Source organism: Hymenobacter frigidus (assembly GCF_014640435.1).
In the GTDB taxonomy this organism is placed as follows: domain Bacteria; phylum Bacteroidota; class Bacteroidia; order Cytophagales; family Hymenobacteraceae; genus Hymenobacter; species Hymenobacter frigidus.
The window spans coordinates 1-22,946 of sequence record NZ_BMGY01000058.1 but is presented as its reverse complement, the minus strand read 5'-3'; the positions used below and the strand labels follow the sequence as shown (position 1 = coordinate 22,946).

General features: G+C 59.0%; 22 protein-coding genes. 12 read left to right on the top strand and 10 right to left on the bottom strand.

Annotation, left to right across the window (positions count from 1 at the left end; all coding sequences use genetic code 11):
- Window positions 1-493 precede the first annotated feature (493 nt).
- Entirely contained in the window at window positions 494-1,156 is a 663-nt protein-coding gene (locus IEW17_RS18900; protein WP_188563624.1) for an LEA/WHy family protein, read from the top strand.
- Between the two features lie 310 nt (window positions 1,157-1,466).
- Here IEW17_RS18900 and IEW17_RS18895 read toward each other — a convergent pair whose 3' ends face one another.
- Window positions 1,467-2,585 carry an endonuclease/exonuclease/phosphatase family protein gene (locus tag IEW17_RS18895; RefSeq protein ID WP_229749137.1) on the bottom strand — a complete coding sequence of 373 codons (1,119 nt, stop codon included), beginning with the start codon at window positions 2,583-2,585 and terminating at the stop codon, window positions 1,467-1,469.
- Window positions 2,586-2,774: 189 nt separating this feature from the next.
- On the bottom strand, window positions 2,775-3,260 hold the full coding sequence (gene purE / locus IEW17_RS18890; RefSeq protein ID WP_229749138.1) for a 5-(carboxyamino)imidazole ribonucleotide mutase: 486 nt from the start codon (window positions 3,258-3,260) through the stop codon (window positions 2,775-2,777).
- 198 nt (window positions 3,261-3,458) lie between these two features.
- Between purE and IEW17_RS18885 the strand changes: the two genes are divergently transcribed.
- From IEW17_RS18885 to IEW17_RS18875, 3 genes are all read left to right on the top strand, one after another.
- Window positions 3,459-4,079: a MarC family protein gene (locus IEW17_RS18885; protein ID WP_188563621.1), complete on the top strand. Its 621-nt coding sequence runs from the start codon at window positions 3,459-3,461 to the stop codon at window positions 4,077-4,079.
- A gap of 45 nt (window positions 4,080-4,124) precedes the next feature.
- Window positions 4,125-5,150 carry a uroporphyrinogen decarboxylase gene (gene hemE / locus IEW17_RS18880; protein ID WP_188563620.1) on the top strand — a complete coding sequence of 342 codons (1,026 nt, stop codon included), beginning with the start codon at window positions 4,125-4,127 and terminating at the stop codon, window positions 5,148-5,150.
- 76 nt (window positions 5,151-5,226) lie between these two features.
- Complete coding sequence (locus IEW17_RS18875; protein WP_188563619.1) at window positions 5,227-5,436, top strand: zinc ribbon domain-containing protein YjdM; 210 nt, start codon at window positions 5,227-5,229, stop codon at window positions 5,434-5,436.
- 89 nt (window positions 5,437-5,525) lie between these two features.
- Here IEW17_RS18875 and IEW17_RS18870 read toward each other — a convergent pair whose 3' ends face one another.
- From IEW17_RS18870 to IEW17_RS18850, 5 genes are all read right to left on the bottom strand, one after another.
- Complete coding sequence (locus tag IEW17_RS18870) at window positions 5,526-6,515, bottom strand: bifunctional heptose 7-phosphate kinase/heptose 1-phosphate adenyltransferase (protein ID WP_188563618.1); 990 nt, start codon at window positions 6,513-6,515, stop codon at window positions 5,526-5,528.
- 113 nt (window positions 6,516-6,628) lie between these two features.
- The gene (locus tag IEW17_RS18865; protein ID WP_188563617.1) at window positions 6,629-7,849 is read right to left on the bottom strand and encodes a pyridoxal phosphate-dependent aminotransferase; all 1,221 of its coding nucleotides are present in this window, start codon (window positions 7,847-7,849) and stop codon (window positions 6,629-6,631) included.
- A gap of 183 nt (window positions 7,850-8,032) precedes the next feature.
- Window positions 8,033-10,042 (bottom strand): glycosyltransferase family 2 protein, encoded by a 2,010-nt coding sequence (locus IEW17_RS18860; protein WP_229749136.1) that lies wholly within the window; start codon window positions 10,040-10,042, stop codon window positions 8,033-8,035.
- 143 nt (window positions 10,043-10,185) lie between these two features.
- Entirely contained in the window at window positions 10,186-10,800 is a 615-nt protein-coding gene (recR, locus tag IEW17_RS18855; protein ID WP_188563616.1) for a recombination mediator RecR, read from the bottom strand.
- Between the two features lie 124 nt (window positions 10,801-10,924).
- Window positions 10,925-11,206, bottom strand: coding sequence for an ATP-dependent Clp protease adaptor ClpS (locus tag IEW17_RS18850; RefSeq protein WP_188563615.1), 282 nt, complete (start codon window positions 11,204-11,206; stop codon window positions 10,925-10,927).
- Between the two features lie 225 nt (window positions 11,207-11,431).
- Here IEW17_RS18850 and IEW17_RS18845 point away from each other — a divergent pair, with 225 nt between their 5' ends.
- Window positions 11,432-11,989 (top strand): hypothetical protein, encoded by a 558-nt coding sequence (locus IEW17_RS18845; protein ID WP_188563614.1) that lies wholly within the window; start codon window positions 11,432-11,434, stop codon window positions 11,987-11,989.
- A gap of 32 nt (window positions 11,990-12,021) precedes the next feature.
- Window positions 12,022-12,744 carry a hypothetical protein gene (locus IEW17_RS18840; protein WP_188563613.1) on the top strand — a complete coding sequence of 241 codons (723 nt, stop codon included), beginning with the start codon at window positions 12,022-12,024 and terminating at the stop codon, window positions 12,742-12,744.
- A 107-nt stretch (window positions 12,745-12,851) separates the two neighbouring features.
- Here IEW17_RS18840 and IEW17_RS18835 read toward each other — a convergent pair whose 3' ends face one another.
- Both IEW17_RS18835 and IEW17_RS18830 read right to left on the bottom strand, forming a co-directional pair.
- Window positions 12,852-13,496, bottom strand: coding sequence for a YceI family protein (locus tag IEW17_RS18835; protein WP_188563612.1), 645 nt, complete (start codon window positions 13,494-13,496; stop codon window positions 12,852-12,854).
- Window positions 13,497-13,598: 102 nt separating this feature from the next.
- Window positions 13,599-14,069 carry a MarR family winged helix-turn-helix transcriptional regulator gene (locus tag IEW17_RS18830; protein ID WP_188563611.1) on the bottom strand — a complete coding sequence of 157 codons (471 nt, stop codon included), beginning with the start codon at window positions 14,067-14,069 and terminating at the stop codon, window positions 13,599-13,601.
- 156 nt (window positions 14,070-14,225) lie between these two features.
- Between IEW17_RS18830 and IEW17_RS18825 the strand changes: the two genes are divergently transcribed.
- Window positions 14,226-14,801, top strand: a complete 576-nt coding sequence (locus IEW17_RS18825; RefSeq protein WP_188563610.1) for a DUF6799 domain-containing protein — start codon at window positions 14,226-14,228, stop codon at window positions 14,799-14,801.
- Between the two features lie 12 nt (window positions 14,802-14,813).
- Here the strand turns inward: IEW17_RS18825 and IEW17_RS18820 are convergent, their stop codons facing one another.
- Complete coding sequence (locus IEW17_RS18820; protein ID WP_188563609.1) at window positions 14,814-15,821, bottom strand: enolase C-terminal domain-like protein; 1,008 nt, start codon at window positions 15,819-15,821, stop codon at window positions 14,814-14,816.
- Between the two features lie 336 nt (window positions 15,822-16,157).
- On the opposite strand from IEW17_RS18820, the gene IEW17_RS18815 reads away from it, so the two are divergent.
- The 5 genes from IEW17_RS18815 (at window position 16,158) to IEW17_RS18795 (ending at window position 22,799) form a co-directional block, all read left to right on the top strand.
- Window positions 16,158-17,237, top strand: a complete 1,080-nt coding sequence (locus IEW17_RS18815; RefSeq protein ID WP_229749135.1) for a DUF6799 domain-containing protein — start codon at window positions 16,158-16,160, stop codon at window positions 17,235-17,237.
- 169 nt (window positions 17,238-17,406) lie between these two features.
- On the top strand, window positions 17,407-18,789 hold the full coding sequence (locus tag IEW17_RS18810; protein WP_188563607.1) for a dicarboxylate/amino acid:cation symporter: 1,383 nt from the start codon (window positions 17,407-17,409) through the stop codon (window positions 18,787-18,789).
- Between the two features lie 217 nt (window positions 18,790-19,006).
- Window positions 19,007-19,666 carry a hypothetical protein gene (locus IEW17_RS18805; protein ID WP_188563606.1) on the top strand — a complete coding sequence of 220 codons (660 nt, stop codon included), beginning with the start codon at window positions 19,007-19,009 and terminating at the stop codon, window positions 19,664-19,666.
- A 164-nt stretch (window positions 19,667-19,830) separates the two neighbouring features.
- Entirely contained in the window at window positions 19,831-20,349 is a 519-nt protein-coding gene (locus IEW17_RS18800; protein ID WP_229749134.1) for a hypothetical protein, read from the top strand.
- An 89-nt stretch (window positions 20,350-20,438) separates the two neighbouring features.
- Window positions 20,439-22,799, top strand: a complete 2,361-nt coding sequence (locus IEW17_RS18795; RefSeq protein WP_188563604.1) for a GAF domain-containing protein — start codon at window positions 20,439-20,441, stop codon at window positions 22,797-22,799.
- Window positions 22,800-22,946 lie beyond the last annotated feature (147 nt).

The following is a 22,946-nucleotide window of genomic DNA, read 5'->3' as shown; positions in this document are numbered from 1 at the left end:
TTAGGCTGGAACGACCACTACCTGGAGGACCTGCTCGCCCGAATTGCTAAATGTGTTTAGTCTGACATTAAGCCAGGGGCCGAGGCATCTCGCTCGGGCCGTCAGGGTCCGGGCTGTTCAACGAGGCGAGCGAGATGCCTCGGCTGTGCTCGGCATGACGGTCACCTAGTTTTTTTGGGCTTTGTGGTGGCATTGGCAGCATTTTTTGTGCGGGTTGGGGCGATTCACCCAGTCGGTGCATATGCTGGGCAAAGCGGCTGTAGAGACGCGCCCCTTGGCGTCTGGGCATTGAACGGTTCAGGGGGGGACGGCGTAGCCTTGGAGACGCGAAGGGTCGCGTCGCTACATACTGTAGACTACCCTGAAAACCGCTGTAAGTTGAATGAATAGCCTCCGCACTACGTTCGCCAATCTTTCAACCCCCGATTCGCGTAAGCACGCCCAAACCGGGCGGCCGGACTTACATACTCTTTTTTGCGCCCATCTTTACGCTATGAAATTGTTCCCCACCCTCCTGTTTCCCGCCCGTGCCCTGGCTTTGGGTACCCTGTTGCTTGCCACTACCCAATGCAGCGTGAGTGAGCAGGTAAAAGACTCGCCCAGCGGCAAAGCCGTGACCGCCGAAGCCAACGAAAACAAGGCTTACACCCAGATGCAGTATCGCCTCAACTTTATGGATGAAGCCAGACTGGGCGGCCAGGACATCCTGTTTGCGCGCCAGACCACGGATTTTACCTCGCCGCAACAGGCCAAGCTCCAAACCGCCCTGCAAACCGGCAACCTCCCGCTGCACCTCAAAATGCGCGTGTACGCCCGCAACCCCAGCACCGAAAACCTTCAGCTTAAACAGCTTGACTACAAGCTGATGCTGGATGGCAAAGAGCTAACCTCCGGCACCACCGGCCTCAATACCGCGCTGGAAGCCAGCGCCATCGAAACTCTGCCCGTCACTATCGACATGAACGTGACGCCCGCTAAGCTCAGCGGCAGCACACCGGCCGCTTTCGCCGCGGGCCTGACCGATTTTACCGGTATCAACCGCCGCCTCACCATGAGCATCCGGCCGGTTTATGTCAGCGCCACCGGCCGCCAGTCGCAGCTCACCGACTTTACGCCCATTGAATTGGTGACCGCCAAACGGACCGTGGCTAAGTAAGAAGCTGTTTGAGTTTGCTAAAATTATTCTGAAACGGTCATGCTGAGCTTGTCGAAGCATCTCTACCGCTTCGTTGCACCGGCTCAAGCGAAGCGGTAGAGATGCTTCGACAAGCTCAGCATGACCGTTTTATTAACTCAAACAGCTTCTAACACTTTCGTAGACCAACCCAAAGGCATAGACACCGGAACGTCATGCTGAGCGAAGTCGAGGCATCGTTACCGCGCAAGTAATCCATTTACTTCTGCAGTAGCGATGCTTCGGCTTCGCCCAGCATGACGCTCTTTTTTAATCCTGTCCCGTTGCTGCCTCAGTCGTTGCCTTGGGCCACGTCTTCCACGCCTTCGTCAATCTTTTCGGCGGCTTCTTGGTGGTCATCGGTATCGGCGGTTTCCAGTTCCCGTTCCTGCTCGTGCCAGCCTTCGGGCTCGTAGCTGAGGCGGATGTAAATGGGGAAATGGTCGGAGCCGATGTGCGTGAGCCGCTGCAGCTGCTGCAGGCGAAAGTGCGACGAGTGAAACACATGGTCGAGCGGCCAGCGCAGCAGGTGATGGTCGGCGTGGAAGGTGGGCAGCATGCCCCGGCCAATGCGTGGGTCGAGCAGCCGCGACAGGCGCCGGAATAACTCGGAAGTGTGCGACCAGGCCACGTCGTTCAGGTCGCCGGCCACGATGGTAGGACCGTTGTGGTGCTGGATAATCTTACCCACAATCAGCAGCTCCGCATCGCGGCGGGCACTGGTTTTTGACTCCTGGGGCGCGGGCGGCTTGGGGTGCAGGAAGTGCATGTTCACGGCCACACCGCTGGGCAGCACCGCGCAGCCATGAAACGAGGGAATATCCTCGTCGAGAATGTAGCGAATCTGCGGTTCGCGCAGCGGCAGACGTGAAAACACCAGCATGCCGTAGGTATTGGCCAGCGGCGCGTGGCAGGTGAAGGTATAGTCCGATTCGATGCCTTTCAATTGACTGAGCCACCACTCATCCGTTTCCACGGCCAGCACCACATCGGGCTGCAAGTGCCTGATGTGGCCCAGCAGGCGCGAAGCATCACGGTTATACATTAGCACGTTGGCCACCATTATGCTGAGGTGGTTGTCGTTGTCATCAGTCGGGCGGCTGGCATCGGCCACTTGGCGGCGGTGCAGTGGCGTGTAGGGCCAGATACGGTTAGCCTGATACCCCAGCGCCGCTACCAAGGCCGCGGCAAACGCCAGATGCATCCAACCGCCCACGGCGGGCAGGGCCAACTCGGCCGCCAAGGCAATGAGCAAACCAGCCACAATTTGCAGGCGCGGAAAATCACAAATGCGAATCCACCACGCGGTTTGGCGAAGCAGCGGGAGCAACGTGGCCAGCAGTCCCACTCCCCCCAGAATCCACGTGGCCCAGTGGCCCGTGGTTAACAACACAGAAAAAATAGCGGGCATTGAGAAAAAAAGGTGGGATTGGGCAACTCAGCAGCTGGTGAAATACGAGGGATTTGCCTAGCAACAGCTAGCCAGTTGGCTGAGTACGGGCAGGATTAGAACCTTGTTTCCGCCACCTACCAAGGCATTGAAACGGCAAAGATGCTTGCTCACGCACAATCTGGCTTGTCCAGCTTATTGCCGTGCGTCCTACACATCGTCCTGGAAACCGCCTTTGCGCAGTTCCTCAATGGTGCGCATCACCCGGTCTTTGAGCGTGGTGCGGTATTTTTCGAGGGAGTCGGCCAGGCGGGCGTTGTGGATGGCCAGCATTTGGATAGCCAGCACGGCGGCGTTGGCGGCACTGTCGATGCCCACCGTGGCCACCGGTACCCCGGCCGGCATCTGAATCATGCTCAGCACCGAATCGAGCCCTTGAATGGACGTGGTGCTGTTGATGGGCACCCCAATCACGGGCAGTATGGTGAACGCGGCCACCATGCCGGGCAGGTGGGCCGCCCCGCCCCCTCCGGCAATGAGCACGCGCAGGCCGCGCTTGCGGGCGCTTTCGGCGTATTCTACCATGCGGTGCGGCGTGCGGTGAGGCGACACCAGGGTGATTTCGAAGGGAACGCCAAACTGGCGGAGCACATCGGCGGCGGCCGACATTATTTTCAGGTCTGATTTCGACCCCATAATAATGCCCACCAAGGGCGTTTCGGTAACGGGGCGGTCGTCGGCAGAGCCAGGGACTGCGGTAGTGGAAGTGTCAGGAATCATGCGATGGGCAGCGAGAAAAACGGGTGTGTGGCGGGCCGCAGCCGCAGGGCGGCGGTTGAAGCGGCAAAATAGGGCTTTTATACGCGGTCCGGTCCTTTTTCTACCTTTGCGCCTATGGAAATCTTACTTGCCACCTTCACCACCCTGTTTTCCATCGTCAATCCCTTCGGAGCGATGCCGGTTTTCCTCACCCTCACGGCCGACGACCGGGCCTCGGAGCGGGCCCGGACGGCGTTGCGCGCCTGCATTTACATGGTGTGTATTCTGAGCGTGGCCTTTTTCGGGGGGCAGTACATCCTTAATTTTTTCGGCATCAATATTCAACACCTGCGCATTGCGGGCGGCATTTTGCTCATGCGCTCGGCGTTTGAGCTGCTCACGCCCGGGGCCAACCGCGACCGGGTGGGCCCCGCGGCCCTCGAAGAAAGTAAGCAGAAGGATGACATCAGCTTCACGCCATTGGCCATGCCCATGCTCTCCGGCCCGGGCTCGATGGCCATTTGCATCGGCCTCATCCGACCCACGTACGCCGACAAGGCCATGACTGTAGTTGGCTTTGCGCTGGTAGCACTGGCGGCCTTCCTCATCCTGTTGTTTTCGCTGCGCCTCACCCGCTTTTTGGGCAAGCCCGGCATGGCGGCCATGGCGCGCATCATCGGGTTCATCACGCTGGCCATTGGGGTTAATTTTCTGGCCTCGGCGATTGGGGTGCTGTTTCCTGCGCTCACCCGGTAGCTGCCTCTGTGCAAGTCCCCCTCGGGCGGTACCTTTGCGCTCCCTATGCTGAAAAACGACCTTTTCCTCCGCGCCGCCCGTGGCGAAGCCACCGAGCGCACCCCCGTCTGGCTTATGCGCCAGGCCGGCCGCATCCTGCCCGAATACCGTGCCTTGCGCGCCAGCCTCTCCGGCTTCAAAGAGCTGGTGGAAACCCCCGCCCTCGCCGCCGAAGTCACCATCCAGCCCATTGATGCGCTGGACGTGGACGCCGCCATCATCTTCTCTGATATCCTGGTGGTGCCCGACGCCATGGGCTTGCCCTACGAAATGGTGGAAGCCCGAGGTCCGCTGTTTCCCACCACCATCAAGACGGCTGCTGACGTAGCCAAGCTCCGCATCCCCGACCCCGAAGAAGGCCTTGGCTACGTGCTCGAAGCTATTCGCATCACCAAAAAGGCGCTCAATGGCCGGGTGCCGCTCATCGGTTTCGCCGGCGCACCCTGGACCATCCTGGCTTATATGGTGGAAGGCCACGGCTCCAAAACTTTCTCCAAAGCCCGCGGCATGCTCTACCGCGAGCCCGCCCTGGCCCACCAGCTGCTGGCCAAAATAACCGCTACCACCATCGCCTACCTCCAGGCGCAGGTAGCCGCCGGCGCGCAGGTCGTGCAGGTGTTCGACTCCTGGGCCGGCACCCTGCCGCCCGACCACTACCGTGAGTTCTCCAGCCGCTACATCGCCGAAATCTGCGAAGCGCTGACCCCGCTGGCGCCCGTCACCGTCTTTGCCAAAGGTGCCTGGTGGGCCGTGCCCGACTTCGCCGCCATGCCCTGCCGCTCGATAGGACTCGACTGGAACCAGGACCCCGCCCAGGTGCGCCTGCAAGCCGGCAACAAAACCCTGCAAGGCAACCTCGACCCCTGCGCCCTCTACGGCACCCGCGAGCAGGTAAAAGCCGCAACTGAAACCATGCTCCGCAAATTCGCCGGCGGTCCCCACATCGCCAACCTCGGCCACGGCGTGTACCCGGACACCAACCCGGATAACGTGCGGGTGTTTGTAGACACGGTGAAGGCGTGGCGGGGGTAAGTGGCTCTCCAATACCTATCAGCGTGTGGGGTGCGGAGCTTGGCCCCGCACCCCACACGCTGTAAAGAAACTCATCATGGACGTAAAAGACAGCAACGGTACCCTCCTAGCCGAAGGCGACTCGGTCACCCTCATCAAAGACCTCAAAGTAAAAGGCTCATCTCTCACGCTGAAACGCGGTACGATGGTTAAGAACATTCGCCTCACCAACAGCGCTGGCGAGGTTGAAGGCCGAGCCGGCGGCAGCACAATGGTGCTAAAAACGGAGTTTTTGAAAAAGGCGTAGCGCCGTAGCCTGGACTCTGCGAGTCCGGGTTTGCCATACTCCTGCCTTCCTCAGGGTTCAATAAAATACCCGGACTCGCAGAGTCCAGGCTACCGCAGCCCCGCCGCTTGGGCTTCTTCCAGCAGCCGCAGCTTCTCCACGGGCACCACGCCCACTTGCTCGCAGACTAACCCACCGCCAAGGTTGGCCAACGCTGCCGTGAAGGCGGCGGGTTGGCCCAGCGCCACACACAGCGCGGCAATGCTAATGACGGTGTCGCCCGCGCCCGATACGTCGGAAATCGTGCGCAGATGGGCCGGCAGGTAGGTTTTATGCTCGTCCTGCTGGGCGAATACGCCGTACTCGGAGAGCGTGACCAGCACGATTTCGGGGGTTAATTCCTCGCGCAGCCGGGCCACGGCCGCCTCGAAGCCGGGGCGGTCGGTGGTGGGCTCGCCGAATTCCAGCTTAAGGCCCTCGCGCAGCTCTTTCAGGTTGGGCTTGAACAGGGTGCAGTAGCGGTAGGCCAGGAAATTCTTCTTTTTGGGGTCGACCACCGTCGGGATGTTGCGCTGGCGGGCGCGGGTAATGCACTCGGCAATAATGGCCTCGCTGAGCACTCCTTTGTCGTAGTCTTCGAAAATCACCACATCGGCGCGGGTCAATAAGTCGTCGTAAGCGGCTAGGAGCTGCGCAGCTTCGACACCATTAAGGTCAGTTTCAACCTCCGAATCAATGCGTAGCAGCTGCTGGCCCTGGGCTAAGATGCGCTGCTTGACCGTGGTGGGCCGGTGCTCGCTGCGAATGAGGCCATCGGCGGGTAGGTGGTGGTCGTGCAGGAGCTGCAGGAGCTGGTCGCCGCCCGCATCGGTACCAATTACAGCGCAGAGCAGCGGCGTGGCCCCCAAAGCCTGCACGTTCAGGGCCACGTTGGCGGCCCCGCCGAGGCGGTTTTCGGTGCGGGCCACGTGCACCACGGGCACCGGAGCCTCGGGCGAAAGCCGCGTGGCACGGCCCCACACGTAGGCATCCACCATCACATCGCCAATGATGAGAACGCGCAGGTTGTTGAAGTTATCGAAAAGGTCAGGTAATGTCATTGGGAGCAATGCGAAGCAATCCGTCCTTGTAAACGCGACTCCTACCGAATGCCCTCAGGCGTTATTTCTCGCAGTGTCTCGCAGTGTCAAAACGCAGTGTTCCGCAGGAATTTTTAGAGTTTAGCCAGGCTGGCTTTGATGCGGCGGAAGGCTTCCACCAGTTTGTCATCGGCGGCGGCGGTGCTGAAGCGCATGCACTCCGCAGCCCCAAAAGCATCGCCCGATACGGCGGATACGTGCGCGTCATTCAGCAGGTAAAGCGCTAATTCGGAAGAGTTTTGGAGGATGCTGCCGTCGGGCGCGGTCCGGCCGAAGTAAGCCGATACTTCCGGGAAAATATAGAAGGCTCCGCTGGGTGTGGGCGTGTTGAAACCGGGAATATCTTTCACGATATCCAGCACCAAATCGCGGCGGCGGCGGTAAGCGGCCACCATCTCATCGGCGGAGGCGCGGCCGCCGCGCAAGGCAGCCAGGCCTGCGCGTTGGGTGATGGAGCAGGTGCCGGACGTAATCTGGCTCTGCATCTTCTCGCAAGCGGCCGCAATATCCTGCCGGGCCGCCAGGTAGCCCAGGCGCCAGCCCGTCATGGCATAGCCCTTGGAGAAGCCGTTGACGGTGATAACCCGGTCCTTGATTTCGTCGAAATTGGCCAGGCTGGCGTGCTCGCCCACAAAGTTGATGTATTCGTAAATTTCGTCGGCCAGGGCGTAAACCTGCGGGTGCCGGGCCAGCACAGCCGCGATTTCGCCCAGCTCCTCGCGGCTGAAAACCGAGCCCGTGGGGTTGCAGGGCGAGGAATACATGATGAGCTTGGTGCGAGGCGTAATGGCCGCTTCGAGCTGCGCGGCCGTCACCTTGTAGTCATTGGCGCGGGTGCCCACCAGCGTCACAGGCACGCCTTCGGCCAGCTTCACCATCTCTTCGTAGCTCACCCAGTAGGGCGCGAAAACAACGACTTCATCGCCCGGATTCACCAGGCTGAGCACGGCGTTGGCCAGGGCTTGCTTGGCCCCGGTGCTCACCACTATTTGGTTGGGCAGAAAATCGAGCTGATTGTCGCGCTTGAATTTGTCGCAGATGGCCTGCCGCAATTCCGGGATGCCGGGCACGGGCGTGTAGAAGGTGAAACCATCGTCCAGCGCCTGCTTAGCGGCATCCTTGATGTACTGCGGAGTCTGAAAGTCCGGCTCGCCGAAGCTGAGGTTGATAACATCGATGCCCTTGGCCATCAGCTCACGGGCCTTCTTGGCCATGACAATGGTGGCCGACTCGTTCATCGCCAGCAGGCGGTCAGACAAGGGCGAAACGATGGGCGGAGCAGCAGTGTGCGGCATAATGAGGGACGGGAATGGGAAGGCAAAGGTAATTCAATTGTCATCCGGGGTGCCGGGTGCCATCCTGAGCGCCGCGAAGGACCTTACCCCGTTTGGCCGTTTGGAATTACTGCAAGCCGGTCAGCGGTAATAAGGTCCTTCGCGGCGCTCAGGATGACAGACGCCCCACGCAGTACGGTTACGCTACTGCCCCAGCCGGCGCCAGCAGCGCCAGAGTACGCTCAAATCGATGCTCGGCTCGTAGTCCTTGGCATACAGCAGCTCCAGCCGCCGCAGCGTCACCTCATTGAGCGGAATGGTCGAAATAGCGGCATCGGCGGGCGAGAGCACGGCGGGCACGGCGTGGGCCGGGCCGGCCATGTAGCGCAGGCCCACCCAGGTGCGGCGGCCCAGCAGCACGGCCACGCAATTGCGCAGGAACCCGGTTTTTTTCGACTGAAACCAGATGAGCAGCGGCGCCAGCACCAGCATCCCGGCGCTAGTCAGCACGTCGAGCAGGCGCTTGGCACGGGCCTGCTGGGGCTGGTAGAGGTTCAGGGCGATGTCGAGGGTGTAGTAATCGCCGGGCGCGTCTTTGCTGCTGCTGCCGATAATGTACTGGCTGTCTTCGGGCAGAATTTTATAGGCCACCGGCGGGCTGGTAGGCAGACCCAGCATGAGGCTGATAATTTGGCTGGCCGGCAGGTCTTTGCCGCAGAAAATCAACTCATTCAGCGCGTAGAGGCGGATAATATCGGTCAGCTGGCGCAGCTCGCCCAGAGGTTCCTCGCTGGGCGATTGGCCAAATGGGTGAAGAGATGAATTAGGTTCTGAGGCGGTCGAAGTGCCTTCGCCATCTACCCGCACGTAGCCAATCACGCGGGCTGATACCTGAGCGGCTTCCAAGAGCTGACGCACGCGGCGGCTTTCGGGGCCCGAGCCCACGATGGCGATGTTCTTCTGGCGGCGCTCGCTCAGGCGCAGGTTTTTGTACTTGACGAAATGAGCCAGCAGCTGCCGGCCCACCAAGGCCGCCACGGCCCAGGCCCCGCCCAGAATAATCAGCGCCTTGGAAAAACGCCAGGCATCGAGAAAATTGGAAGCTGCCGAAATCAGCAACGTGCCCACGAAGATGCCGCGCACCACCCGTGAGGTCCGCACTGGCTGGTCGTAGCCCCCGCTGAGGTAGGCCGAAGTAAGCCAAACCAGAATGTAGGCCGGCACCGCTACTTCCATGTATTGCGGCGGATAATCACCGGGCACAAACTTGTGGTTGTTCTCCCAATAGCTTTTCAAGAAGTACATGCCGCCCCAAATCAGGCCGGCATCAAGCAGCAGCGGGGCAGTGCGCACGGCCAGGCGTTCGGCCACCGCCGCGCCGGCCCGCAGCCAGATGGCCGCGTTTATCAGCAGCGAAAACAGGCCCGCCCGGCCCGGCGCAAAGTGTTTTTGGGCAAAAATCACCATCGCCCGATAGAATACAAACACGTAGTTCACGCTGGTGCGCTTCGTGCTTTCGCCCTTGTAGTGGATAATGCGGGTACCGGGGAAATAATAGTTTTTCCAGCCGCCCCGCGTGAGGCGGTACGAGAGGTCAATGTCCTCGCCGTACATGAAATAGTCTTCGTCGAGCAGGCCGATTTGGTCCAGCGCGGCCTTGCGCAGCAGCATGAAGGCCCCGCTCAACACCTCTATTTCGTGGGTTTCTTCCCTGTCGAGAAAGCCCAGGTGGTAACGGCCGAACGTACGCGACTTTGGAAACAGACTCGCCAGCCCGAACATTTTGTAAAATGCCACGGCCGGCGTGGGCAGCGCCCGCTTGCTTTCGGGCAGGAATTTGCCCTGGCCATCCAGCATTTTCACGCCCAGCCCGCCGCAAGTCGGGTGCGCGTCCATGAAGTCGCAGCAGGCCCGGAAGGTGTCTTCTTCCACCACCGTATCGGGGTTCAGCAGCAGTTGGTACTGGCCGGTGGCGCGGCGTAGAGCTTGGTTGTTACCCTTTGAGAAACCGGGATTATCCTGATTCGCGATAAGGACGACCTCCGGAAACCGCGCCCGCACCATAGTCACCGAGCCGTCGACCGAATTATTATCGACCACGAACACCTCCACGGGCTGGCCCAGCTTCTCCACGGCCCGCCGCACCGAGAGCAGGGCCTGCTCCAGGAAATAGCAGACGTTGTAATTGACAATAACGACGGAGAGCTTCACCACAGAGGGCGAAATTACACCTTGTCGTCCTCATCTGGCGTCTACGCAATGAAGGACCTTGTCAGGCCAGAACAAATCGTTCTTACTTGATAAGGTCCTTCACTGCGTGGACGCCAGATGAGGATGACAACCGGCCGGAAAGCGGGTTATCGAGCCTGCCGCAGGCGGTCCACAATGCTGCGGCCCAGCGTGATTTCGTCGGCGTACTCCAGCTCGCCGCCCATGGGAATGCCCCGGGCAATGGTACTGATGTGCACATTGGGCAAGTCGCGCAGGCGGCGCGAGAGGTAAAAAGCCGTGGTGTCGCCCTCCATCGTGGGGCTAATGGCCAGAATAATTTCGCGCACTTCCGACTCTTCGGCCGAAGCCCGCTCCACCAGCGAGTCAATGTGCAAATCAGAAGGCCCGATGCCTTCGATAGGCGAAATCACGCCACCCAGTACATGGTAAACACCTTTGTACTGACCGGTATTTTCGATGGCGATGACGTCGCGCACGTCCGATACGACGCAGACCAAGCTGTGGTCGCGCAGCTTATTGGCGCAGATGCCGCATTCTTCGGCATCCGAAATACTGTGGCAGGTGTGGCAATACGTTATTTCAAAGCGCATTTTGGCCAAGGCTTCGGCCAGGGTGGCCGTGGTATCCATCTCGGCCTTGAGCAGGTGCAGGGCCAACCGCAAAGCCGTTTTGCGGCCGATGCCGGGTAAGCGGGCCAACTCGCCCACGGCGTTTTCAATCAGTTTAGAGGGAAATTCCAAAGGTGAAGGTCATCCTGAGCGCAGCGAAGGACCTTATCACGTCCGCGCCACAAGGGGTTAGTTAAACCTGAAAAACGCAGCCGTGATAAGATGCTTCGTTCCTCAGCATGACAAAATGCGGCAGCTACACCACGTCGGCGGCAATGCCCCGGTCGTGAATGGCGGTGCACAGGGGCTCCAACTCCTCATAGGTACCGATTTTGACGGCGCACTTGCCCTTGTAATGGATGAGCAGCGTGCACTGCTCGGCCTGCTCGGGCTGGTGGCCGCACACGTCCATCAGGGTTTTGATGACGTGGTCGAAGGTGTTGATTTCGTCGTTGTACACAACCAGGTTGCGCAGCTCCACCGCTTCTTCCAGCAGCAGTACGTCTTCATCGTAATCAATTTGCGGACGGGTATTCATAGAACAAATTTACGCAGGAAAGCCCGCGTGGGGCAGCTGCTGATAACTCGAAATCGGAGGAATTCGTTTCGTAAAACCGGGGCGGTTTTTGGTTCTGCCGGGGTTCTTTCCGCTGCGTGCCCGTTCTTGTCGTGCGGGCCTTTGCGGGCCGTGTTCCCATCCCGCGCTTCCATCGCCACGCCCTACCAGTCGTTTTCAAGCCCAATCCGAGTAATTCAGTTTCTAATGCCCGTTCCCTCCGCTGACTTCAAAAAAACCCTCAAGCGCCTCTCCGAAACTGAAAAGGAAGCGCTGCTGCTGCGCGCCGTGCGCCGCGATGCCGAGCTCTACGAAACCTTCCGTTTCGAGCTGCTGGCCGACGTGACCCTGGGCCAGGTGCAGGAAGAATCCGCCGACCGCATTCACGAACTGTTCAACGTGGCCGTAACGGGCCGGCTGCTCAACCGCAGCCTGGTGAAGGCCGTGCGCGCCAGCGTGCAGGAAGCCGCCCGCGCCCGCCGCATCACCAAAAACAAGCAGCTCGAAATCGACTTGCTGGTGTACATCCTACGCCAGTGCATCGACAACTACTCGGGCCAGTTCGACAGTGTCTATGACGGGTTTTACAACGCCACGGCCCGCCTGGCATCGCGTGTGCCGGCACTCGTAATCAAATCCTTACACGAAGACTTGTGGGTGGAATACAAGTCCGAGCTCGACGAGGTATTGCGCGAGCTGCACGGGCGAAAAAAAAGTCACAACCTCAAGTTTGAGCTGCCTCGCAAATTTGAAATTTCAGTTTAGCTTTGCGGTTCATTGTCTACCCCAATAATTTTATGAACCAACGTTTTATGACCCTTTTAGGGGCTGCTGCGCTCGCCTTCACCACAGGCTGCGCCGGCTCCTACTCGCTTATCCGGCCCAATAACATCAAAACCTACACCCCGTCGGGCTCATCTGGCCCGGTGGAGATGGCCTACCAGTTTGATGCGCTTCGCCAAAACGGGCGCAACAAAAAATACGTGAAAAAGGAGGCCAAGTTAGGCTACCACGTAGTAGCTGTGCGCGTTACCAACAACTGGGACCGGGACGTAAACTTCTCCCGCGACCTGAACCTAATCTACGGCGACCGACCCATCGCACCCGTATCTGCGGCCGTTTCCGCTCGTGACTTACGCCAGGGCGTGCCCATTTATCTCCTTTACCTGCTGGCCAATGTCACGGTGGGGGGTACCGTCGATGCCCGCACCAAGGCTACTACCGGCGGCACCTTTCTGCCCACTGGCCCGCTCATTGCTGGTGGCAACATGCTGGTAGCTGGCGGCGCCAACAGCAATCTGCGCAAGGAGTTTGCCGCCTACGACCTCACCAACCGTACCCTGAAACCTGGCGAAACCGCCTACGGCATCCTCAGTCTGCGCGAATCGTCCGTAGCTCCCATGCGTGTAGAATTCCGTGGGCCTGCGTCGCCCGCCTCGCCACCGCCTGCTGCGCCGGCAGCGGCGCTTCCCCCGGCCCCGCCCGCCGCTACGCCACCAGCCACGCCAGCTCCACGCTAGCCAACTGGTATACTAGCAAACAAAAAGCCTCTGCCGACATCGGCAGAGGCTTTTTGTTTGCTGCTCAGAATCTAGTTGGCAGCAGGCAGCCAACTACGCGGCAGTGATTAACCTTTCTTGGCAATCACGTTGAAGGTCAGGTCGAAGTTGTCGTTGATGGCCTTGTCGCCGAGGGTATCGAAGAATGATTTCGAGCCGTACTTAAGGCCGAATTTTGTGCGGTCAATGGTCATTTTGCCGGTAGCGGCGGCCACACCGTCCTTCACGCCCACTTTGGCGGGGAAGCTCAGACGCTGCGTCACGCCCTTGATGGTCATGTCGCCGGTGATGGTGGCGTTATCAGCCGTCTTGGCAGCACCTTTGATGGGGGCTACGCTCACGATTTTGAAGGTTGAGGTAGGGAATTTTTCCGCGCCGAAGAAGTCGTCGCTGCTCATATGGCCCACGAATTTGCCCTGAGTTTCGGCATCCTTGATATCAGTGGCTTTCATCGACTTCATGTCGACGGTCACGGTGCCGCCCACAATGGCATTGCCTTTCACCAGCAACTCGCCGGTGCTGAAGTTCATGGTGCCGTTGTGGCCGTGGGTCACGGCTTTTCCTTCCCAACCCAAGATGCTCAGCTGGGGCTGCAGGGCGTAGGCGGGGGCATTGGTGGCCATTTTGGCACTGTTCATTTTCTGGGCCGAAGCAACAGGAGCGGCACCGAGAATGGCAGCGGCGAACAGGGCGGGCAAAAGGAATTTTTTCATCGGATAAAGAAGTTTAAAAAAGGGGGGGGGGGAATAAGAAGAAGCAACGGGGTACGGCGGGGCCGCAACGAAAAAACATGCCAGACGCGCCGGCCCAAAGATTTAACGTCCGGGCAGCTCGTCGCCGGAACGTATTTTATCAAGTAAGCCATTGAGCTGCTGCACCTCCGCATCATTTAGCTGAGTGAGGTCCGACGCGTTTAGCACCCCATCCTGCTCAATTCGCTCGAGCAATGCCAGTCCCGCCACAGTGATGCGGATGTCGACGGCGCGGCGGTTGGCGGGGCACACGGTGCGCGTCACCAGCTTTTTTTCCTCCAGCCGGTCCACAATGCGCGAGGCGTTGCTGGTTTTATCCAGCATCCGGTCGATGAGCAGGGCCACGGTGGCGGGCAGCGGGTGCTGCCCCCGCAAAATGCGCAGGATGTTGAACTGCGGCAGCGTCAGGCCATAGGGCTTGAACGCCACTGCTTGCCGCAGCTGTAGCCAACTGGCCGTAAATAGCAAGTTGATGTGGGCCTTCTGGAAGTCGTCGCGGAAAATGGGTTGCTTGATTTCGTCTTCGATGCGCATAGGATGCAGTAGAATCAGATGCAAATTTATGTACATACATTTAATGTCACAACATTGTTATGCATTATTTGTAAAAAACCATCGAAAAAACAGCCTTGTCCCCACCCGGTTGCTTCAAACCACGTACTCTCGCACATTCACCTATTTAACTCTTTCATGAAACACTTGTTTTTCCTCACGCTCACGGCCGCTGTGCTGGCTGCTGCTCCCCGCCTCGCCGCTGCCCAAGACGGTGGCTACCCAGTGCAGACCACCGCCCGTACCCAATTCGTATTTATGAACGGCGAAGTAATGCGCCGCGATGGCAGCCAAACCACGGCCCTCGCCCAGAATGTGAAGCTAACCAACGGCGTGAAAATCAACTACAAAAACGGCATCGTGGAAATGCCCGCCGATAAAAACCACCCCAAGGGCAAGAAAATTACCCTGCGCGAGGGCGACTACGTGCGGGCCGATGGCGGCGTGGTATTCGCCACCCCAGCCAGTGCCGCTGCCGCCCGTGGTGCCGCCACCGCTCCCGCCACCCCGGCCGGCACGAAGTACGAAACCTACGTGCAGCGCGGCCCCGGCTACGCGGCCCCCGAGCAGCAGATGCAGCTGCTGAACAAAAAAATCGAGCTGCTCACCCAGAAAGTGCAGCTGCTCAGCCAAGGCCGTACCGACCTGCCCAGCACCAAGGCCATCGACGACCAGCTGGCAGAGGTCAATACCCAGCTCACCGCCCCCAAATAGCGCGGGCGCTAGCTAGCCTGCTGCGCTGAGCGAGCCCCCGGTTTCCGTGACCAAGCCAAATGGCTCATCCTTCACAATCAGGAAACCGTCGAGGTCGTGCACTTCGGCTAGGGCGCTGATTTGCAGCGCGGCCGCAATCCCCACGCTGGTTTCAACCATGCAGCCGAGCATGGGCAGTAGACCGTGGGCCCGCGTCTGGCGCAGCAGCTCAATGCCCTGCTGGAAGCCGCCGGCCTTCATCAGCTTCACGTTGACGCCGTGGAATTGCTGCGCGATTTCGGCAAAATCGGCCGTGTCCGTCACCGATTCGTCGGCGATGAGCGGCACCGTGCTGCGGGGGCGCAGGTAGCGGTAGTCGGCGGCGAGGGCAGCGGGCATGGGTTGCTCCAGCAGGCGCAGGCGCAGACCGGGAAGCATCCGGGCTTTGGTCAGGAATTGCAGTACGCTGTCGGCATCGGGCCAGGTCTCGTTGCCATCTACTAATAGCGGGTGGCCGGGCAGCACCCGCGCCACCTCCCGCAGCAAATCGAGCCCTTCAGCCTGGTTCACTTTTATTTTCAGGAGTTGGAAGCGTGCCGCCTTCTGTTCGCGCAGAAAACCGGCCACCTCCCCCACTGCCATAATGGGCAGCGAAAACGCCGTGGGCACCGCCGCTGCGGGTCGGGGCACGCCCAGCCACTGCCACACGGCTTGCCCGGCGCGCGCCGCCAGCCACTGCACCATTCCCGATTCGAGGGCAAAGCCCAAGGCGTGGGCCACGGGCTGAGCGGCCAATAGCGCGTGCAGGTCGGCCAACGACTCGGCTCGGGAAAGGCCGTGCGCCAGCAGGGTTTCAAACTGCTGCGTGAGCAGCTCGGGGGTTTCGCCGTAGCGCACGTTGGGCGCGGCTTCGCCGGTGCCGACGTGGCCGTGTCCGGCCACGCGCAGGAGCAAGTTGGTTTTGCTGGCCGACGCATTGCGGGAAATTTTCCAAACGTAGCGCAGCGGCAGCAGGTGGGCAGTCAGGGTCCAGGTGGGCATGGGCAGGAGCGAGGAGACAGGCCCCGAAGATGCTGCCAAAAAAGAAAATATTGCGCTTGTCACCGCAGGATTTGAAATATTCACCCTGCTCAAGCAATGGTTCGGCTAAATTTCTTGTCAAGTTTGACAAGAAGCAATACCTTTGACCATCCATATTTTATCTTGGTTCAATCTATTTTTAAATCCGCGTTACTCTTTTCCTCCTCGCACCTTCTGCAAGAAATCATGAATAAATATTTATTGACTTCGCTTTTCCTAAGTATTACAGTTCTTGCCGTAGGACCGCAACAGGCCCAGGCACAAACCCCGGCGAGCGGTTCAATTCCTTGGTTTACAGTGCAGGGCCAAACTATTTTGGTGCAAAATGGTGCCAAAAGCAAGCCGCTGGATAAAAACGTTACCCTCCCCAATGGCATCCGAGTAGAGTACCGCACCCAATCGTTGCTGCTCACCAACGGCTCGCGTGTTCCGTTGAAAGATGGCGACATGCTGAGCCTGAACGGCGAGTTTATTCGCAAAACTGTTGAAGTTTCCCCAGCGCCAGCTCCAGTAGTGGCCCTAATAGCTGCTCCGGTGGCGGCACCAGCGGTAGCCGTTGCGGCGGCTCCGGCAGCTTTTACGTACCGGCCCGCGGCCCCCGTCAATGGCAAACTGAAAGGCGTGGTGGAGCTTGGGGCCAGCGGTTTCAACATGTTCATCATCCGCATCGATACCAAGCGAAACTGGAAGCTGGAAAAATCGGAATTCGGCAACAGCTTAGTAATGGAAAACATGGCCACCGATGAAGACATCCGCAACGGCTTGAAAACGTACATCAGCAAGATGCTCGATTTCGGTGTGGCCGGCCGCGACATTCACTTTGTAGTGAGTTCCGGGGCTTCTATGGCCGATGTCACGCGCCGCATCGTGAATTCGCTGGAAGCCCTCAAATTCAAGGTCAACACCGTGACGCCGGAACGCGAAGGCGTGCTGGGCCTGCAGGCCGCCATGCCCAAGGGATTCACCGACAAGGCCTTCGTGGTCGACATGGGCTCCGGCAACACCAAGATTTCGTGGATGGACGGCAGCCAACCGCGCACCAACAGCACCTACGGCGCTAAGTATTACGAAAAGGGAATTGACGATGCCGCCGTGGCGGCCGACGTAAAGACCAAGGCCGGCCAAGTACCAGCGGGCGTGAGCAAAACTTGCTTCATCATCGGCGGCGTACCCTACGAGCTGGCCAAGGCCGTGCGCCAGGGCCAGGAGCCGTACACCACGCTGCTCGGCCCCGATTCTTACCCGCAGCTGAGCGGCGCTAAAATCAAATCGGGGCTGAACATCTACCAGGCCGTAGCGTCGGCCACCGGCTGCTCGCAGTTTGTGTTCGGATACGACACCAATTTTACCATCGGCTACCTGCTCAGCTTGCCCTAGCCCGCTGGATTGATTGCTCTTTTAGTACAATCCGAAAGTCCCGTGCCAACTGCGCACGGGACTTTTTTTGGCTTAACCAAGCCGAAGTTTACCTGCGATGGGCGTGTTGCCAGCCAGATAATGCCGTTCTTTAGGCCCTCATTCCGTTTTCACGGCCTTTATTCATTGCATGGCAAAATCTCGCTTATCCTTCGTTGCAATTCTGCTGGTGGTTCTCGCCGGCATTCTTACCGTACTGGCGGCCAATAATGTAGCAGCTCTGCCGCCCGCCCTGCCAGTAGCTGCACGCTGGCTGGCCATTGCGGCCATTGCCGCCGCCGTGGCTCCCCGGCGCTCGCTTACTCTCTGGATTGTGGTGAGCATGCTGGTCGGCATCGAGTTGGGCCACGACGCTCCCGGCGTGGCCATGAACTTTAAGGTCCTGAGCGACGCCTTTTTGCGCCTCGTGAAAACCATCATCGCCCCGCTGGTTTTTGCCACGCTGGTGGTGGGCATTGCCGGCCACGCCGACCTGAAGCAAGTGGGCCGCATGGGCCTCAAGGCCTTGGTTTACTTTGAGGTAGTCACCACGTTTGCCCTCTTTATCGGCTTGGCAGCCATCAACCTCACCAAAGCCGGCGTGGGCATCAGCCAGGCCGGCGTGAAGGAAGAGGCTCTGGCCGCCGCGCCGGTCCAAACGGCGGCCGATATCATTCTGCACATTTTCCCCGAGAACATTGCCAAATCGGTGGCCGAGGGGCAAGTGCTGCAGGTGGTAATTTTCGCTATTCTGTTTGCCATCGGCTTGGCCCTCACGCCCGAACGGCCCCGCCGCGTGATGCTGGAGTTCTGCGAGAGCCTGTCGGAGGTCATGTTCAAGTTTACCAACGTGGTGATGTATTTCGCGCCGCTGGGCGTGGGCGGAGCCCTGGCCTACACCGTGGGCAAGATGGGCTTCGCGCCGCTGCTCAACGCCCTGCAGTTGCTGCTCACCTTATACGGGGCGCTCATTGCCTTCGTGCTGCTGATACTGCTGCCCGTGGCCCTGCTGGCCCGCATTCCGCTGCGCCGCTTCATCGCGGCCGTGGCCGAGCCGGTGAGCATTGCCTTTGCTACTACCTCCTCGGAGGCGGCCCTGCCCCGAGCCATGGAAGCGATGGAGGGCATTGGGGTGCCGCGCCGGATTGTGGCCTTTGTGATGCCCACCGGCTACTCGTTCAATTTGGACGGAACCACGTTGTACTTATCCTTAGCGGCCGTGTTTGTGGCCCAGGCGGCTGGGGTACCCCTCACCTTTGGGCAACAGTTGCTGATGGTGTTTACCCTCATGCTAACCAGCAAAGGGGTGGCCGGGGTACCCCGGGCTTCGCTGGTTATTCTGCTGGCTACAGTGGCTTCTTTCAACCTGCCGGCTTGGCCCGTATTTATTATATTAGGCATTGATGCTCTGATGGATATGGCTCGCACGGCGGTTAATGTGCTCGGTAATTGCCTCGCTTCGGCCGTGGTAGCCCGCTGGGAAGGTGAGTTCGTTGACAACTATGTTGAACCCGACCCACAGGTCGTAGCGTAGTATAGTAGTAGGTGGCGTTGGGGCAATCAAAAAATACTCCTTCAAATGCTACCCGCTAAAGGTTATTTTGCATCATTCGCCGAAAAACATCCAACAGCCAGAATTCATCGCCTAATTTAGCATTCAGTAAAAGCGAAAGGCACTGAAGTTTATCGTATTGAAGTACTTTTCAATTCTTTTCTTTCCTTTTTCCTATATTATTTACTACCTTAATGCTATGAAAATTACTCGTCAACTCGCGTTACTAGCCCTTGCTCCGGCCTTGCTGGCAGCCCCGGCCTGCGTGTCGGTAAAGTCCATGATGAAAAGCTCGCCGGCTACCGCTATTTCCAAGCGGCTACCGGCGCTGGAAGTATTGGCCGACCAGGGCCCACTGGCCATGAACGACGGCGCCTTGCCCGAAGACCCCCTGAAGTTGTTTCAGCAGGAGTGCCGCATGAACCTGACCGAACCCACTGATTCGGCCACGTATGGCTACGCTAAGCTGATAGTGAAAAAAGTTAAAACCCTACGCACCGGCCGCGCCGTGCAAGGCCTGCAGGTGCTCACCTTTATGATACCGGCCGTGATTGGCGTGCCGCTGGAGTGGTATAAAACCACCCTGCAAGCCGAAGTGCAGGTGAGCGACGCCGCCGGCAACCTCCTCGGCTCTTACGTGGGCACCGGCACTTCGGAAGTGAAAGTGGCCATGTACCACGGCTACTCCCAAACCGACGCGCCCCGCCTGGCCGACATCATTGCCCTGCGCGGAGCCATTGCCCAGATTCGGCCGCAGCTCGACACGGCCGCGGCCCGCCTGAACCCGCTGCTGCTGGCGGGCGGCACCGTGGAAAACCCCACGCTGCCGTCGTCTTCGAGCGTAACCGGCAGCCGCTAGACCTTCGATTGCCTCATTGGCTGGTCTAGCTGGATAGGGTAATGTCATTCCGTTGGCCCGCAACACCCTTACCCATCCTGAGTCGATGAGGAGGCTGTTGCGGGCCTTATCTTTGGCTTGCTATGGCTGACCGATTTTCTCTACCCTTCTGCTTTACGATTCTGTTGACCGTAGCTACTGGCTTGCTGCTGAGCGGCTGCTGCGCCAACAACGTGTGCGATTGCAACGATGCCGACGCCGATGTTGTCGAACTACGTTTTGCCAGTAGCTTCAGCAATGCCGTCAGCAATGCCGACTTGGATACGGTGGTTATTCAGCGCTACCCAGTGCGGTTGCTCACTGGCGCAAAGCCCGAAATCGTGACGCTCATTCGCACAGCCGCCCGGTCCCGCGACTCCATTCGGCTGAATAATAACTCCCCCTTCCCACAAATCAGCACCACCAAGCTCGACAGCTTCCGCTACGTGGTGCAGTACTACGTGACGCAACCCGGCCGCAAGCCAGTGCTCACCACCTTGCTCAATATCAACAAAATAAAATTGCAGGGCAGCCTCAACGGTGACGGCTGCTGCACGTGCTATGTTAATTCCGAAAAAACTGTTTTCGCTCGTCGGGAAGGCTTTTTGCAGGATAGTGTTTTCGACCTGAAACGCGACCCGCGTTTTCTCAAAATAAGCAAGTAGCCGGACTGCCAGCGGCTAGCGTATAGTGAATGTGCTTTTCGCCCCGCCGCCGCAACCTCCTGGTGGGCCAGTCGTAATCCTCGTCCCTTATGCCCGCAGAATCCCTTCCCCCCATTGCCGAGGCCCTGCCTGCGTTGCGCAGCCCCGCCGCTCCCTCACCGTTCATTTTTCGCACTACGCTCAGCTTCGAGCCGCTGATTGCGTACTGGCGCGAGCGCGAGCAGGCCACCAATGCCGGCGTGTCCCTGCTGGCCCGTGCCATTGGCGAGCAGGTGGCCGAAGCGGCCTGGTGCCGCGGCCCGCTCACCGATTACACGCTGCTGGAGCACAACTGCGACCTTATTGAAACGCTGATGCTGGCCGTGTTCCCGCCGGCATCGTTCGCCACTGATATTAGTGGCGTGGTGGCCCCGTTTCAGCGGCGCAGCTTTTACTCCACGCGGCGCTTCGAAGAGATTATGCTCAATAAGGAGCGCCAAATCAAGCAGCCGCTCAACATTGACATGACCGCCATGGAGCACCAAATGGCGCTCATGGCCTACCACTTGGTGCTGCACCGTGTGTACGGGACCAAGCTGCCGTCGCTGGGTACCATCATTTTCACGGTGCCCGACTATAAAATCGGCTTGTATCGGCACTACGGGGTTGATTTTAATTCTGATTTTGTGACGGTGAAAGTGGTGGGTGAACCTATTGACCTCACGACCGAACAAGTCGATTTGCTGGTGCACAACCGTCACCGGCTGGAGCTGTGGCAGGAAATGTTGCCCACCGAAAACTTTGAGCTGGAGGGCTTTAACGTGTTGCAGCTGGTAGACGTGACCGACCAGGAAATTTTGTCGGAGCTGAAATATGATTTGCTGGAACGCGACGTGCTGCAAACGCCCGCCCGCTTCGAACAGATTCAGGAGAAGCTGCGGGTACTTTTTGCCCAGCCGTCGCTGCAGCTGGGCATTGCGGCCTATGATGAGAAGAAGCGGGCTTTTGTGGATTTCGGCCGTAAAATCAATCACAGCTTCCTCACCAAGCAGGTGCAGCACCAAGCTGCGGATAGTAGCTTCCGGTTGATTTATGAGCGGCTGCTCCGCGAGCGGGAACCACTCGTAATCAAGAACGTAGACACGGCTGACATTCCCGAGGACCTGCGCCAACAGATTAGCAGTCTGGGTATTCGCTCGGCCATATTGGCCCTGCTGCCTTATGGCGACGACACGGTGGGCCTGCTGGAGTTGGGCTCGCCAGATGCAGGGGGCCTCGACGAGTTTGATATGGATAAGGTGGTGCAGTTTGTACCGCTGTTTGCGGTAGCGGTCAAACGCAACGCCGAGGACCTGCAAACGCGCGTGCAGGCCATTATGCGGGCCACGTTCACGGCCATTCACCCCACCATGGAGTGGCGATTTACCGATGCGGCGCGCAACCTGCTCACCCAACTCGATGCCGGCAACCGCACGGCCGAAATGGAGGCCATTGTGTTTGAGGACGTGTACCCACTGCACGGCTCCTGCGACATTCGGAGCAGCAGCACGGTTCGCAACGAGGCCATTCAGGGCGACCTGATTGAACACCTTACCCTGGCGAACAAGGTGCTGAAAAAGGCCTCCGAATACCAGCATTTGCCCATTCTGGACGAGCTGAAATTCTACGTAACCAAGAACCTGAAGCGCTTGCACGACGGCATGCTGTCGGGCGACGAGGCCAACATCTACGACTCGCTGAAGCGCGAGGTGGAACCGCTATTCGAGTACCTGGCCGCGCACACGCCGGAGCTGCGCCCGGTCATCATGAAGTATTGGAGCAATATCGACCCCAAGCTGGGCATTCTCTACAAGCGCCGGCAGGACTTTGAGACCAGCGTGACCACGCTCAACGATGCCGTGAGCGACTACCTTGACGACGAAGAGGAAAAGGCACAGCTGATGTACCCGCACTACTTCCAGCGCTACAAAACCGATGGCGTTGAGTTCAACATCTACATCGGCGGCACCTTGGTGGAGAACAAGCCCTTCGACCTGGTTTTCCTGAAAAACCTGCGCCTGTGGCAACTGCTTACCATGGTGGAAATCACGCGCCGGACCGCCGCGCTTAGGGACACTCTGCCGGTGCCTCTCGACACCACGCAGCTTATTCTCATTCACGGGCAATCGCTGAGCATTCGCTTCCGACAGGACGAGCGCCAGTTCGACGTGGACGGCGCCTACAACATCCGGTACGAAATCATCAAAAAACGTATTGATAAGGCTACTATTCTTGGTACCAACGAGCGCCTGACGCAGCCGGGTATGATTGCGCTGGTGTATGCCCAGAGCCGCGAAGCCGTGGAATACTACGAATACATCGATTATCTGCAGGACCGCGACCTGCTGGAGCCTGGGGTGGAAGAAGTAGAATTGGAGGAGCTTCAGGGCGTGAAAGGCCTGCTGGCCCTGCGGGTTCGGGTGAAGCTGTAGCAGTTGGGCGGTAAGAATTCACCGAACGAGTGACTCGGATTTTATATTCGGGTCACTCGTTTTTAGTTGCTTTCGGCATCGTTGAGCCTGTTTAGGGTTTCTCATCAGGGGGTATTTTACGCAGCAAAAGGACCGCAAAAGCCAGAA

Excerpts from the sequence above, each read along its gene's own strand:
- IEW17_RS18835 (WP_188563612.1), bottom strand. The coding sequence starts at position 13,496 with ATGAAAAAATTCCTTTTGCCCGCCCTGTTCGCCGCTGCCATTCTCGGT.
- IEW17_RS18885 (WP_188563621.1), top strand. The coding sequence starts at position 3,459 with ATGGAAATCTTACTTGCCACCTTCACCACCCTGTTTTCCATCGTCAAT.
- IEW17_RS18870 (WP_188563618.1), bottom strand. The coding sequence starts at position 6,515 with ATGACATTACCTGACCTTTTCGATAACTTCAACAACCTGCGCGTTCTC.
- IEW17_RS18830 (WP_188563611.1), bottom strand. The coding sequence starts at position 14,069 with ATGCGCATCGAAGACGAAATCAAGCAACCCATTTTCCGCGACGACTTC.
- IEW17_RS18805 (WP_188563606.1), top strand. The coding sequence starts at position 19,007 with ATGAAAATTACTCGTCAACTCGCGTTACTAGCCCTTGCTCCGGCCTTG.
- IEW17_RS18865 (WP_188563617.1), bottom strand. The coding sequence starts at position 7,849 with ATGCCGCACACTGCTGCTCCGCCCATCGTTTCGCCCTTGTCTGACCGC.
- IEW17_RS18875 (WP_188563619.1), top strand. The coding sequence starts at position 5,227 with ATGGACGTAAAAGACAGCAACGGTACCCTCCTAGCCGAAGGCGACTCG.
- IEW17_RS18825 (WP_188563610.1), top strand. The coding sequence starts at position 14,226 with ATGAAACACTTGTTTTTCCTCACGCTCACGGCCGCTGTGCTGGCTGCT.
- hemE (WP_188563620.1), top strand. The coding sequence starts at position 4,125 with ATGCTGAAAAACGACCTTTTCCTCCGCGCCGCCCGTGGCGAAGCCACC.
- IEW17_RS18845 (WP_188563614.1), top strand. The coding sequence starts at position 11,432 with ATGCCCGTTCCCTCCGCTGACTTCAAAAAAACCCTCAAGCGCCTCTCC.
- IEW17_RS18820 (WP_188563609.1), bottom strand. The coding sequence starts at position 15,821 with ATGCCCACCTGGACCCTGACTGCCCACCTGCTGCCGCTGCGCTACGTT.
- IEW17_RS18850 (WP_188563615.1), bottom strand. The coding sequence starts at position 11,206 with ATGAATACCCGTCCGCAAATTGATTACGATGAAGACGTACTGCTGCTG.
- IEW17_RS18900 (WP_188563624.1), top strand. The coding sequence starts at position 494 with ATGAAATTGTTCCCCACCCTCCTGTTTCCCGCCCGTGCCCTGGCTTTG.
- IEW17_RS18895 (WP_229749137.1), bottom strand. The coding sequence starts at position 2,585 with ATGCCCGCTATTTTTTCTGTGTTGTTAACCACGGGCCACTGGGCCACG.
- IEW17_RS18795 (WP_188563604.1), top strand. The coding sequence starts at position 20,439 with ATGCCCGCAGAATCCCTTCCCCCCATTGCCGAGGCCCTGCCTGCGTTG.
- IEW17_RS18840 (WP_188563613.1), top strand. The coding sequence starts at position 12,022 with ATGAACCAACGTTTTATGACCCTTTTAGGGGCTGCTGCGCTCGCCTTC.
- IEW17_RS18810 (WP_188563607.1), top strand. The coding sequence starts at position 17,407 with ATGGCAAAATCTCGCTTATCCTTCGTTGCAATTCTGCTGGTGGTTCTC.
- purE (WP_229749138.1), bottom strand. The coding sequence starts at position 3,260 with ATGGGGTCGAAATCAGACCTGAAAATAATGTCGGCCGCCGCCGATGTG.